General features: G+C 58.8%; 13 protein-coding genes. 12 read left to right on the top strand and 1 reads right to left on the bottom strand.

All coding sequences use genetic code 11. From position 1 onward, the window contains the following. Window positions 1-173: 173 nt before the first annotated feature. The 11 genes from rpsB to ACIREA_RS14045 all read left to right on the top strand — a co-directional run bounded on the left by rpsB (window position 174) and on the right by ACIREA_RS14045 (window position 11151). Window positions 174-866 carry a 30S ribosomal protein S2 gene (gene rpsB / locus ACIREA_RS14095; protein WP_395730002.1) on the top strand — a complete coding sequence of 231 codons (693 nt, stop codon included), beginning with the start codon at window positions 174-176 and terminating at the stop codon, window positions 864-866. A gap of 24 nt (window positions 867-890) precedes the next feature. Then, window positions 891-1490, top strand: a complete 600-nt coding sequence (gene tsf / locus ACIREA_RS14090) for a translation elongation factor Ts (protein ID WP_397382912.1) — start codon at window positions 891-893, stop codon at window positions 1488-1490. 354 nt (window positions 1491-1844) lie between these two features. Further along, on the top strand, window positions 1845-2909 hold the full coding sequence (locus tag ACIREA_RS14085; protein WP_397382911.1) for a 3-deoxy-7-phosphoheptulonate synthase: 1065 nt from the start codon (window positions 1845-1847) through the stop codon (window positions 2907-2909). Further along, window positions 2906-3901, top strand: a complete 996-nt coding sequence (locus ACIREA_RS14080; RefSeq protein WP_397382910.1) for a bifunctional heptose 7-phosphate kinase/heptose 1-phosphate adenyltransferase — start codon at window positions 2906-2908, stop codon at window positions 3899-3901. The genes ACIREA_RS14085 and ACIREA_RS14080 overlap by 4 nt, the downstream gene beginning before the upstream one ends. A gap of 71 nt (window positions 3902-3972) precedes the next feature. Then, window positions 3973-4479, top strand: coding sequence for an SIS domain-containing protein (locus ACIREA_RS14075; RefSeq protein ID WP_397382913.1), 507 nt, complete (start codon window positions 3973-3975; stop codon window positions 4477-4479). Window positions 4480-4500: 21 nt separating this feature from the next. Further along, window positions 4501-5802 carry a flippase gene (locus ACIREA_RS14070; protein WP_397382909.1) on the top strand — a complete coding sequence of 434 codons (1302 nt, stop codon included), beginning with the start codon at window positions 4501-4503 and terminating at the stop codon, window positions 5800-5802. A gap of 6 nt (window positions 5803-5808) precedes the next feature. Continuing rightward, window positions 5809-7359, top strand: coding sequence for a hypothetical protein (locus tag ACIREA_RS14065; protein ID WP_397382908.1), 1551 nt, complete (start codon window positions 5809-5811; stop codon window positions 7357-7359). Further along, window positions 7352-8458, top strand: coding sequence for a glycosyltransferase (locus ACIREA_RS14060; RefSeq protein WP_397382907.1), 1107 nt, complete (start codon window positions 7352-7354; stop codon window positions 8456-8458). Before ACIREA_RS14065 ends, ACIREA_RS14060 begins: the two co-directional genes overlap by 8 nt. Beyond that, complete coding sequence (locus ACIREA_RS14055; protein WP_397382905.1) at window positions 8455-9606, top strand: glycosyltransferase; 1152 nt, start codon at window positions 8455-8457, stop codon at window positions 9604-9606. Before ACIREA_RS14060 ends, ACIREA_RS14055 begins: the two co-directional genes overlap by 4 nt. Further along, the gene (locus ACIREA_RS14050; RefSeq protein WP_397382904.1) at window positions 9603-10337 is read left to right on the top strand and encodes a class I SAM-dependent DNA methyltransferase; all 735 of its coding nucleotides are present in this window, start codon (window positions 9603-9605) and stop codon (window positions 10335-10337) included. The genes ACIREA_RS14055 and ACIREA_RS14050 overlap by 4 nt, the downstream gene beginning before the upstream one ends. A 4-nt stretch (window positions 10338-10341) precedes the next feature. After that, window positions 10342-11151, top strand: a complete 810-nt coding sequence (locus ACIREA_RS14045; protein WP_397382903.1) for an FkbM family methyltransferase — start codon at window positions 10342-10344, stop codon at window positions 11149-11151. On the opposite strand, the gene ACIREA_RS14040 is transcribed toward ACIREA_RS14045, so the two are convergent. Then, window positions 11137-12147: a glycosyltransferase family 9 protein gene (locus ACIREA_RS14040; RefSeq protein WP_397382902.1), complete on the bottom strand. Its 1011-nt coding sequence runs from the start codon at window positions 12145-12147 to the stop codon at window positions 11137-11139. The two genes, ACIREA_RS14045 and ACIREA_RS14040, sit on opposite strands and share 15 nt — an antisense overlap. 216 nt (window positions 12148-12363) lie before the next feature. Between ACIREA_RS14040 and ACIREA_RS14035 the strand changes: the two genes are divergently transcribed. Continuing rightward, a partial coding sequence (locus ACIREA_RS14035; RefSeq protein ID WP_397382901.1) for an exosortase/archaeosortase family protein occupies window positions 12364-13175 on the top strand: 812 nt, incomplete at its 3' end.

The following is a 13175-nucleotide window of genomic DNA, read 5'->3' as shown; positions in this document are numbered from 1 at the left end:
AGAAAAATTGCTTGCCGTAGCTGGGGATGCCGGTAACATCGCGCCCCTTTTGCCGGGCCATGTTGGTCAGGCCAAAGGATTCAAACCTAAGCCCGTTCGACCGGATCAGCCCTTGTGGCTGAGCGTTTTGCCCCCAAAACGTGCGGAAGACAGGCCCTTTAGATACCAAATACATGTCAACACAGATCCTCGCCGAGCTCGTCGAAGCCGGAGTCCATTTCGGACATCAAACCAAGCGCTGGAACCCCAAGATGAAGAATTTCATCATGGGCACCAAAAACCAGATTCACATCCTCAACATCGAGGAAACCGTCAAGCAGATCGACACGGCCGCTGAATTCCTGGCCGACCTCGCTCGCCGCGGCAAAAAAATCCTTTTCGTCGGCTGCAAACGCCAGGCTCAGGAAGCCGTGAAGCAGGCCTCCGAAGCTTGCGGTCAGTTCTACGTCAATCATCGCTGGCTGGGCGGCACGCTCACCAACATGGAGACGATCAAGAAGAGCATCGCCCGTCTCAACTACCTCGAAGAGATCGAGAGCAAGCCTGAGTTCAAGCTCATGTCCAAGAAGGAACTCGCCGGCCTCAACCGCGAGCGTATCAAGCTTGAGCGCAACCTGCGCGGCATCCGTCACATGGGCAAGATCCCTGACGCTGTCGTCATCGTTGACTCCGCCCGCGAGCACATCGCCGTTCACGAGTCCCGCCGTCTGAAGATCCCGATCGTCGCCCTCGTCGACACGAACGCCGACCCGAACATCATCGACTACCCGATCGCCGCCAACGACGACGCCATCCGCTCCATCCGCATCATCCTGCAGAAGCTGATCGACCCTGTCATCGTCGCCACCGCTGAAGCCAAGAAGTAATCCATTTCACCCCCCAACCGACACATGGCTGAAATCTCCGCTAAACTCGTCATGACCCTGCGTGAAAAGACCAACGCAGGCATGATGGAATGCAAAAAAGCTCTCACGGAAGCCGCTGGCGACCTTGAGAAGGCTGAAACCATCCTCCGCAAAAGCGGCACCATCAAGGCCGAGAAGAAGGCCGACCGCCAGACGAAGGAAGGCATCATCGCCTCCTACATCCACATGGCTGGCCGCATTGGCGTGCTCATCGAAGTGAATTGCGAGACCGACTTCGTCGCCCGCAATGACAACTTCCAGGCCATGGTGAAGGACATCTCCCTTCACATCGCCGCCTCGAACCCTCGCTACCTCCAGCGCGAAGACGTCCCTGCGGACCTCGTCGCCAAGGAGCGTGAGATCGGAGCCGAACTGGTCAAAGGCAAGCCCGCGAACATCGTGGACAAAATCGTGGACGGCAAAATGGAGAAATTCTATGCCGACAACTGCTTGCTCGAACAAGCCTTCATCAAAGATCCCGAACTCACCATCGCGAATCTGATCAAAGGCAAGATCACCGAGCTGGGCGAAAATCTCATCGTGCGCCGCTTCGTGCGTTACGCCGTGGGTGAAGACCTCCAATAGACGCTAGTCCAACAACTTCACGAAAGGCGGTCGGCAACGACCGCCTTTTTTCTTGTTCACGAAACGGCATTTCATGAAGGCTTGCCAGATATTTAGCTTTGCCAAAATACCCAATCCGTGCAAAATTTCCGTAATTGGCATATTTGCTATGAGTGGAAGCCCACCATTAGCCTCACATGCCTGCGTCCCGTGCGCACCCCAATCCCATCGACCTGCGGTGGTGCCTTTGTGATGGGCACCATGGGCGGCAGCTTGCCGCATGACTGAGATTTCGCATCTTCTCTGAACTTTCGGTTTCCACCGCCGCGAGTTTCCTCCATTCTGCGCGCCCGCTTTTTGCCCCCCTTTTTTGCCGTGAGCAGCACCCATCCCACTGACGACCTTCGCGTCGCCGAAATCCTTCCCCTCATCCAGCCAGCTCTGCTCATGCATGAGTTCCGTCTTGGAGAGCTGGAATCCGCCTTCATCGAAGACTCGCGCAAACGGGCCGAAGCCATCCTGACCTTGAAGGATGACCGCCTGCTCGTCGTTGTCGGCCCCTGCTCAATCCACGACACCAAGTCGGCGCTCGAATACGCCCAGCACATCATACAGGCACGCGAGAAATACGCGGCCGATCTGGAGATCGTGATGCGCGTCTATTTTGAAAAGCCGCGTACCACCGTTGGCTGGAAGGGATTCATCAACGATCCTCATCTCGACGGCTCCTTCGATATCAACGCAGGCCTCCGTGGCGCACGCGATCTCCTCATCAAGCTCACCAAACGCGGTGTTCCTGCCGGCACAGAGTTTCTGGATGTGATCACCCCTCAGTACATCGCCGATGTGGTCGCGTGGGGAGCCATCGGGGCACGCACCACCGAAAGCCAGGTGCATCGCCAGCTCGCCTCCGGCCTGTCCATGCCAGTGGGCTTCAAAAACGGTACTGACGGCGGTATTCAAGTCGCGCTGGATGCCATCGAAGCTGCCAAAGGCCAGCACTGCTTCCTCTCAGTGACCAAAGACGGTGTCGCCGCCATCGTGAACACCAAAGGCAATAATGCCTGCCACGTCATCCTGCGCGGTGGCAAAGCGGGTACGAATTTCGATGCGGCCTCCATCAAGACCGTCGCAGACCAGCTCACCGCACGTGGCCTTCCCGCCAGTGTCATGGTGGATTGCAGCCACGGCAACAGCCTCAAGGACTACCGCAAGCAGCCTATCGCTTCCGCTTCTGTGGCAGAACAAATCACCGCAGGCAGTACCGCCATCACCGGCGTGATGATTGAGAGCCATCTCGTCGAAGGCCGTCAGGACACCAAGCCCGGCCAGCCCCTCACCTACGGCCAGAGCATCACGGATGCCTGCGTCTCGTGGGAGACCACCGCAGCCATGCTCGACGAACTCGCCGCCGCCGTCCGCGCACGCCGCAGCAAATGACTTTCACCCACGATCATCTCCAACGCCTCGCGCGAGGCCGCATCCTCGTGGTGGGAGATGTCATGCTCGATCACTTCATCTGGGGCCATGTTCGCCGCATTTCGCCGGAGGCACCCGTGCCCATCGTCGAAGTCACCCGCGAGGAATTCTATCCCGGCGGTGCCGCCAACGTCGCGCGCAACATCTCGCCCTTCTCTCCGAACACCCATCTGATGGGCCGCGTCGGCAAGGACATGGCTGCAGACAAGTTGCGGGAACTTCTGATCGAAGACAAGGTCGATCCAGCCCCTCTACTCGTTCACCCCACATTGCCCACGATCTCGAAGGCACGCGTCTCCGCACGCCAGCAGCAGATCGTTCGTGTGGATCGCGAAAAACTGCTGCCGCTCACCGATGACGAACTCATCGAAGTAGAGCGGCGACTTCGTGATCTGGCTCCCAACCTCGACGCCATCATTCTGGAAGACTACGGCAAGGGCTTCATGACTGAAAAGCTTATGCAGGTGGTCGCGAAGATCGCCGCCGAGCACAAACTCATCGTCACTGTCGACCCTTCCCCTCGCAATCCATTGCCTTGGGCCGGCGTCTCGCTCGTGAAGCCAAACCGCCTCGAAGCCTTTGCTGCAGCAGGGCTCGAAGACCACCTTCTGAGCGAAGCCCCTCTCGAAAACAACGAACTCCTCGAAGTCGGCCGCGTGCTGCTCGCCAAATGGAACGTCGCCAGTGTCCTCGTCACCCTTGGGGAGCAGGGCATGATGCTGTTTGAGCGCGGCAAGTCCCCTCATCACATCCCGACGCGTGCGCGTGAAGTCTTTGATGTCTCCGGCGCTGGAGACACCGCCATTGCCCTCCTCACACTCGCTCTCGCCAGCGGGCACAGCCTTCTCGAAGCTGCCGAAATCTCGAACCACGCCAGCGGCATCGTCGTTGGCAAGCTCGGCACCGCCACATTGACGCCAGACGAGTTGCTGGCAGCCTTCTCATCCAAATGAGCACCGAATTCGCCTCTCTTTTCAAAACACATCTCAGTGAGCATCAGGACGCCATCGTCAAATTGAGTGCGATGAGCGATCAGATCGCTCCGTTGGCCGCAGCCTGGCTCACCGCGCTCAAGGACGGTAAAAAAATAATCTTCTTCGGCAACGGTGGCAGCGCCGCTGATGCGCAGCATCTCGCCGCCGAACTCGTCGTGCGTTACCGCATCAATCGCCCGGCCTTGGCGGGTCTTGCCTTGACCACCGACACCTCGATCCTCACGGCTCATAGCAACGATTTCGGCTACGACACCGTCTTCTCGCGTCAGATCGAAGCGCTCGCCCAGCCGGGCGATGTCGTTCTTGGCATCTCCACTTCAGGCACCAGCAAAAACGTTCTCCTCGGCCTTCAGGCTGCGAATAAACGCGGCTGTGTCACCATCGCCTTCACCGGCGAAAAAGGCGCGGATTGCGCGGCCGAAGCCACACTGAGCTTCAAAGCCCCCTCCGCCATCACCGCACGCGTTCAGGAATGCCACCTCCTCATCGGGCATCTCCTCTGCGATGTCGCGGAGCAAAGCTTCGCGGCGGCTTAAAGCCCGCGTTTCGCGTCCTTCATGGCCGCTGGCAGCCACCTCCTCAAAACCTTCTCGCTGGCGACGACGCTGCGCGTGGTACGCCTTGCACTGAGTTTCTTGCTCACCTGCGCGCTTGCGCGTTATCTCGGTGGCAGTGGCTTTGGCCAGATCTCCGTCGCTATGGCCGCCGTGTCGGTTCTATCGAGCATTGGCGAGCTCGGCTTCGCCCGCTACACCGTGCGCGAACTCATGAAGCAGGGCGCAGACCAGTCCGCCGTGCTCGGCATCACGATCACGGCCCGGTTCATCGTTTCCGCATCTCTCTTCGCGGGTCTGATCGCATGGATCGGCTGGCGCAAACCGGAAGGCACACTGCTGCTTGTCGTTTATGGCTTGCAGTTGCTTACCAATCCCGCCACCGAAATCCTCTCCTGGCTGGAGGCTCACGGGCGTGTGTCCCAGTCCGTCATCGCCCAATTTACCGGCTTCATCATCAGCGCCGCCTGCATTGCGGTCGGCATCTGGTATCGGGCACCTTTGTGGTTTTTTGCCCTGACATATGCGCTGGAAGGCTGGATCTTCATCTCGCTCTGCGCATTCGTTTTCCATCAGTGCGGCGGCAGCGTCAGATGGCGTGCCTTTCAATTCTCGCGTGCCTTCGCACTCGTCAGCCGTTCCTGGCCTGAACTTGCCTCCCAGGCTGCGTTGATCCTGCTGTTCCGTCTCGATACCATGATGATCGAATGGCTGCGCGGCACGGAGGAGGCCGGCATCTACGGTGCCGCTGTGCGCGTTTCTGAAATGGCCTACTTCATGCCGGGCATACTTGCCACGCTGTTTCTGCCGCGGCTGATGCAGGATCGCCAGAACACCGCCGAGCGCTTTGAAAAAAGTGTGGTCGATTACTTTTCCGCCTCCGGCATGCTCGCCATTGCCGTGGCAGCCGGACTGCTGCTGCTCTCGCCCTGGATGTCTTTGGCATTCGGCAGTGGTTTCTCCCGCAGTTCTGAAATGCTGCGTGTGCATGCATGGGCCTTCATTCCGTATGCCATCGGCATCGCCCGCACACAGGTTCTGACGGTGGAAGACAAGCTGGCCGCAAACCTCCCTTCCGTCATTGTTGCCGTCGCAGTAAACGCCGCGCTGAACATGCTGTGGATTCCCGCTCATGGCGGTGTCGGCGCGGCATGGGCCACGCTGGTGTCCTACACGCTGGCCTGGGTGGTGTGGACCTATCTCTCACCTTGGCTCCGCCTGAACGTCTCAGGCCTCATGACTCGTGCGTTCATGGGCCTGCCGCGCTTCACATGGCTGCGCATGCGCTCGCTGCTGCACTCCTGATTTTTTATGCAAGGCAGGGCTTTCATCATCTTCCTCGGCGGCCTTGGTGCCGTCTATGTCATGCTGTCCGTGCTGCTCGGAGGTGGCAACACCATTGGCGCACTGGCGCAGTTCCTCTCCATCGGCTCGTTCATCCTCGCAGTTCTCCAGCCGCGTCTGGCTCTTTATCTCATGGTGCTCTATGCCGGTTACAGCGACCTGCTCAAGCGCATGATGGTCTTCGACGGCCATGTCACCATGAACGACATCCTGTGGGTGCGTGCTCTCTGCCCGCTGACACTGGCCGGCATCTGCATCGGCACCTTGGTTCGTTCACTCCACGACGGCAGCCTGCATCACAGACGCAAGCTCGTTTCACTGCTCGTCTGCTTCCTCGGCTTCACCGTTTCCGGTGTCTCCGCTTTGCGCAGTGGCAGTGGCTTCAATGCGGCCGCCACGCAGCTTGCAGACGGTGCGGCTTACATGTTCCTGCTCTTTGTGGTCCCCTGCATCTTCCGCACTCCGGCGCAGATCATCGCCTTCATCAAATACTGCCTCATCGTCTTTATTCCCGTCGCTTTGTACGGCATCAAGCAGCAGATCTTCGGCCTCAGCGACTTCGAAATCGAATACCTGCAGTCCGGTCTCACCGTGCTCTCCAAGCACCTCGATGATGTCCGTCCCCGCCCGTTCTCCACGTTGGTGGACAGCTCTCCCTTTGGCACCACGTGCGCAGTCTGCGCCTGCTTGGCACTCATGGTCCGCCGCCATCATCGCGACACCGGCACCCGAGCCTGGGGTGGCATGAGTTTCGTGCTTTTCGTCCTCTTCGTGGTCGCCTGCATCGCCAGCATGGCGCGTATCGCCAACATCAACTGGATGCTGCCCATCCTGCTGCTGCCGGTGCTGCGCAGCGCACGAGGCACCGCGACTCTCTACGCCACCGTTGCCACCAAGTTCGTCACCGCCTGTATTTTTGCTCAGGAACTGATCAATGCCGTCACAAGGCTCACGCTTTGGGCACTCGAAAACTTTGGCGGCACCGCCATCGGTGTGCAGTTTTCCCGCTTCTGGACCATCTGCGACCGCCTCGACGGCATGCATGACATTGCGCACAATCCTCTCATGTGGACCATGTTTGGTCACGGCACCAAAGGCGCGGCAGATTTGCATGATGCACATCAGGTTGCGAGCCATGATCTCATCTCCAATCTGCTGCTGGAGATAGGCTGGCTGCCGCTCGGCATCCTGCTCATCATTGCGGCGTTGGCCCTGCATTCGTTTCATCGCAGCGTGCTCGGGCTGCGCGGCACGCCCGTCTTCAGCATCTGCCTCTGGATGGTTGGCATCTTGTTCGGTCTTCTCGTCCACAATATCTTTGCCGGCAATGTCACCTCGACTTTCCCGGTGAATTTCTTCTGCTGGTTCATCGCCGGAGGACTGAATGCCTGCATCATTCATCAGGAAGGACTCCGGGTGAAAAAGCAGCTGCCGGAACAGCCTCCACCGCACATGCGTCATCCTTCCTTCGCGCATGCAGCCACGTCACCGTTTAATCGAAATCTACCCTATGGCTGATTCGTCACAACTGGTCGTCCTGGCTCCTCACGCGCTGTACGATTACAGCGGCAGACCTCGTCGTTTCTTGGATGCAGTGCCCATGCTGTCCCATGGCCGTGCCCTCGTGGGCGCATGGTTCCAGAATGATGAGCAGCTCGAATGCGATTATAGCCGCAAACAAGGCGGTGCGCTTCGCCGCCTCAGCGCTGCTTTCCGCCTTGTCTGGAAGCACTACGCCACCCTTCGCCGGGCGCGCATGATCTATTGCCTCCATGGCATGCACTACACGGTCCTGCTCCTGCTGTCCCGCTGCGGCCTGTTTTCCACTGAAGGTAAAATCATTCGTCGTGTCGTCTACCACGACACCGCGCTTCAAAGACTCGTCTCCAGCCTGCAAAATGCCTCGCCCGCCTTTCAGCTCGACTGCATCACATCCGAGCAGTTCGACACCACAGCGCAGCAATTGGGTGCCCACCGGGTGATTTTACGTCCGTGGAAAATCGACACCGGCTGGTTTCAGCCTCCAGATGATGTGCCAAAAACCCGCATCTTGCTCCCTGGCAATATCAGTCGTGACGAATCCATCGTCGCCCCTCTGCTCCACAGCGGTCTTTCCATCACACGCATCGCTCGTGTGGATTATCTGCAAACCCGCTTTGCCGACGAAATCGCCAACCCGCGTTTTGAGCTCGTCGTGAACGCCTCCCATCGTGAGTACCTGGAGCATTTGCATGCTGCTCCCATGGTGCTGCTCCCCATTGTTCCCTGTGATAATCCTGCGGGACTCACCGCCGCGATGGAAGCCATTTCCGCCGGTGTGCCGGTGCTCGCCAATCACAGCATGGGCCTCACTGAGCTCTTTTCAGAGTGCCACTATCCAGTGCCCATGCTCCACAATCTCGATCCCGATGCCTGGGCGCGGGCTTGTCATCAAATCGAAGACCAGCGCGACTCTCCTGATTTCCTTGCCGCCCTGGAGAACTCACGCCAGCTGCTCCTCAAACGCCACAGCATCCTGCCTGCGGGTGAAGACTGGCAACAAATTTTCGCCGAGGCATGTGCCGCTGATTCTACCGTCTGTGAAGCAGCCTTTGGCGCAGCCTCATCTCCCGCATGAGACCCGTTCTGCTGCTCATCGGCCACACCTACGCCGCGCTCGAAAATCGCAAGAAGATCCAGGCGCTCGCGGCACATTTCGACCTCGTCTGCGTCACCTCCACCATTGAGCAGCACTTGGTGCTTGGACGCCCCTCGTCCGATTTCGACAACGAATCCGACGCCCCTGCGCGCAACTACCAGCTCATCCGCCTGCCGCGCTCGGGTCAGACCAGCACCACCTTTCACTACTCAGGGCTCGCCGCCGTCATGCGGTCGCGACCCTTTGATGTGGTGCTCGTCGAAAATGAACCCTGGGCCCGCGTCTGTTTGCAGGCACGATTTTTGAAATCCTTCTTCCAAGCGCACGCATTGTTCGGTGAGTTCACGTGGGAGAACGTCGAACGCCCCGGCTGGAAGGGATTCATGCTCGCTCCCATCTATCGGGCCATGACCGCCACGACCGACTTCATCATCGCCGGCAATCAGGCCGCGTCACAGCTCGTGCAGAAATATGGCGCGCGCGCTGGCGAAGTGCTCGTCGCTCCGCAACTCGGCGTCGATCTCGACAATCATCAGCCGGCTTCATCTGCCGAGCGCACAACGCTGCGCCAGGACTGCGGACTGCCCGCAGACGTTTTCATCATCGGCTACTGCGGTCGGCTGACGGAGGAAAAAGGCCTCCATGAACTGCTGCAAGCCTGCGATGCATTGCAGAAAGTTCATCTCGCCATCCTCGGTTCTGGCAGGCTCGAATCATGGCTCAAGGAACAGCAGCAAACTCGGCCATGGCTGCATCTGCTGCCTCCACGTCCGCATTTCGAAATTCCCTCTTTCCTGCGCTGCCTGAATGTCTTCGTGCTTGCCAGCAAACCGGTGCGCACCATGCAGCTCTGCTGGGAGGAACAGTTCGGCCATGTCCTCATCGAAGCCATGGCCTGCGGCGTCGCCACCCTCGGTTCCAGCAGCGGTGCCATCCCCGAAGTCATCGGTCACGAAGAAGCCGTTTTTCCTCATGGCGATGCCACTGCGCTCGCCGGTCGCATTCGTGCGGTGATGAATGATTCCACCATCGCTCAGAGCCAGCTCGATCTCACCCGCAGGCTCTACACCCATGAAGCCGTCGCCGCACAGTGGGCCGCCTTCATCCAGCACCAGCTCGCCGCATGAGTAATTATCGGGACATCCTCTATCGCAACTACTCCGCCTCTTTTGAAGGTCAAAAGGCGTTCGATGCCGGCATGCAGCACGATCAATACGAGGCGACCCACGCGCACCTGCCTGCGGATCGCAGTTCCAGCATCGTCGATCTCGGCTGCGGCAAAGGCGAGTGGATCGCCTGGATTTCATCCAAAGGTTTCTCCCAGCTCACCGGTGTCGATCTTTCGCCTTCCGACCTCGCCATTGCCCGGCAAAACGATCCCGACCGCAAGTGGGTCGAGGAAAACGTAGTGACCTTCCTAGAATCACACACCGCTGCGTTTGATCTCCTGCATGCGAAGGACATTGTCGAACACTTCACCAAAGACGAGTTCATCCGCTTCCTGCGCGCCGCCAGAAACGCGCTCAAGCCCGGCGGGAAATTGTGGATGATCACCTTCAATGCACAGAGCCCCATGTCTTCCGTCACACGCTACGGTGACTTCACACATGAGACCGGCCACACACCCAGCAGCCTGGCTCAGTGCCTCCGGGCCTGCGGTTTTGCTGAGGTCCGAGTCTCCGGCTTGCATTACTGCGCATCCGGCCTCGGCGGCCGTTTGCGCGCCCTGCTCGGCACCTTGGTTTACGGCTGCTGCCGCGTGCTCATCCAGCTTCGTCATGGCAAAGGACCGCAAACTCCTGGAATTGACCGCATGACGGCCAGTCCAGATCTCTTTGTCGAAGCGGTAAAAGCCTGATCGCATGTTTCAAAGGCTCTCCAACGCCCTCTGCGGCCTGCGTGCCATCACCCAGTTCGACCGGGTGTTTTTCACGCTCTGCCAGCGACTGCTGGGCCGGCGGCTGGGCTGGACGATCTATGCCAGAGGCAGGCTTAAGTTCCTGGTCGATCATCTCGCCGGAGATCAAAGCGGCACCCGCGACTGCATTGCGGGCCCGATGTATCGGGAGCTGTTTAAGGAGATGCAGTTGCCACGGCAGTTGCGATTGCTGGACCTCGGTGCCAATGGCGGCGGTTTCCCGCTTCTCTGCCTCGATCTCGGCTTCGAATTCTCCGCCCTCACCTGCGTCGAGGTCAATCCTTTCACTCATTCCCGGCTCTCTCTTAATATCAGGCAAAACATCGGGCTTCGGCCAAAGATCCTGAACGTCGCCATTGGTGGTCATCCGCGTGAACTCACACTTTCATTTCCATCAGGTGGCACCGGCTTTTCCATCTATGGCGCTAAGGATGAAACCGCGAGTGAGGATGCCATCATAGAGGTTCTTACGCTGGACGAAATCATGCATCGAGGCTTTGCCGACGTAGCCGTGGATCTCTGCAAGATGGACGTCGAAGGCGCTGAGTACGAAGTCTTGCTCGGTGACTCCGCCGAAAGCCTGCGGCGTGTTCACTATCTTGTGATCGAAATTCACGCGGCAGAGTCTGCCAAGCAGGACGCACTCCTCAGAAAGCTCACGACCCATGGGTTTGAACGCATCAAAACATCAACCGGCTGCGATGACGTTCATCTGTTCGTCAATCGGCAGTGGACGGACTCAAGCCGCAGCTAACCGCGTTTCGATCTTCCGATGCACCTCGTCCACGCTCCAGCGGTCCATGCAGGCCATCGGCCGCTCCTTGTTCTGGCAGGCATTCACCGGGTGCGAAAGCAGGTCACACGGCTGGCAGGCCAGCTTGGGATCACGCAGAATGTCAAAACCATCCGTATGCCAGGGCGGATCCCAGTTGGAGGTCGAAGGTCCGTTGAAGATCGTGCCTGGAATGCCCAGTGCCGAGGCGATGTTCATCGGCCCCGAATTGTTGCCGATGAAGTACTTCGCTCCGGCTATCACGCGCACCAGTTCATCCAGGGACCCCGGTTTTATTCTTCGCACCTGCGGCTTCAGCATGTCCTCTCCAGCTTCGCCCTGTTCAAACCAAGTCACCGCATGGTGGGCAGAAAGCCTGTTCGCCAGCTCGATGCCGCGTTCCAGTGGCCAGCGCTTGTAGGCGCGGCTTGCACCCGCATGCACCACCACCGATCCATGGTCTTCACTGCCAAAGGCGCTCAAGTCAGGAGGGGGCATTTTTTCTGGCAGAGCCGGCAGCTTCAAATGGCGGATCAGCGCCTGGGCGATGCGCCAGTTATGGATCGCCACATGTTCCTCACCATCCGAGGGCAGACGGAGATTCAGGAGTGCATTCAGCTTCACCCGCTCGGACAGCGGCCCGACTACCGCCCGGGCGCCGCTGAACCTTGCGAGAAAGTGCGCCACACTTCCCTGATCACTGCCGAGCAGGCATGCGTCCGGCTTGATGCTTCGAATGTCCCGCCAAAAATGCCACAGGCGCGTGGGATGCCGCCATGCACCATTAAATTCCGCCGTCTCGTAAGAGATGACTTCCACTTTAGGGCAGCAGACTTCATACAATCTCGTCGCCGTCGGACTCGTCAGCACCACAATGCGCCATTCAGGATGCGCCTCCACAAGTGCCTGCACAACGGGCAGGTACACGACGTTGTCGCCGAGTTGGTTCACTTTGGAAATGAGCAGCGTCTTGAGCATTGAATATTTTGATATGCTTGTCTTTGAATCTCATCCCAACGATTCAATCTTTCTGCCTTATATAGATGCGACCCCATGGCCCGCGTGTCTTCCACGTATCGCACTGCTGACTTTTGCCTTCAATGAAATTCAAGAATGGAGAAGGCAGTTAAAGAAATCACTGATTATGCCGGGCGTTGACGATTCTTTTCGCGGTTCCTCTCTCAAGCAATCATCATGAGTCGTTTGGGCACATCATCATGGCTCGTGCTGGCGCTGCTGGCGGCCAGTGGCTTGCTCCTGATTGCCATTCAGCCTTACGCGGCCGGTTACGGTCATTTCCGCCGGACGATCCTCTCCGAACTGCTCATGCAATGGAAGGACCCCACCTGGCAGCACGGCGCGCTGCTGCCGTTCATTGTCGGCTTTCTGCTCTGGCGGCGTCAAAATGAGGTGGCCCAGCTTCCAGTCTCCTCAAGCCGCTGGGGTGTGGCGCTGATCCTCTTCGCTTTATTCCTCTACTTCGCCGGATTTCGTGCCAACAACTTCTACTGCGGCTACTTGGGCATCATGACTTTGATTGCAGGCGCGTCGCTGTGGCTGGAAGGCGCTCAGCGCAGCCGCGCAAGGTTGTTCGCTTGGCTGATGCTCGGCCTTATGTGGCCGCTTCCCTTTTTGGAGGAAAGCATCGGCTACCAGATGCGGCTTCTCATGGTGAAGACCACAGGCTATTTCCTCAATGGCGTGGGCGTCGATTCCCTCGTCTCCGGCACCGCGCTGCAATCCATGCCCAACATCGAGCTGGGCCGCAAGGCGGGCGACTTGTTCAGTGTGGGCATCGCCGCGCCCTGCTCTGGCATGCGCTCGTTGTTTGCACTGCTCGTCGTCGGCGCGTTGTTCAGCTATTTTCGTCAGCGTGTCATGTGGCGCAGGCTTGCGCTGTTCAGCATGATCCTGCCCATCGCCATCGTGGCAAATATGGCGCGCATCCTGGTCCTAATCTTCACAGCCATGGTCTTCGGGCAGCAATGGGCCATTGGCGATGCCGA

The organism is Prosthecobacter sp. (genome assembly GCF_044373815.1).
In the GTDB taxonomy this organism is placed as follows: domain Bacteria; phylum Verrucomicrobiota; class Verrucomicrobiia; order Verrucomicrobiales; family Verrucomicrobiaceae; genus Prosthecobacter.
Note: the sequence above shows the minus strand (reverse complement) of the source record. Positions and strands in the feature narration are given on the sequence as shown.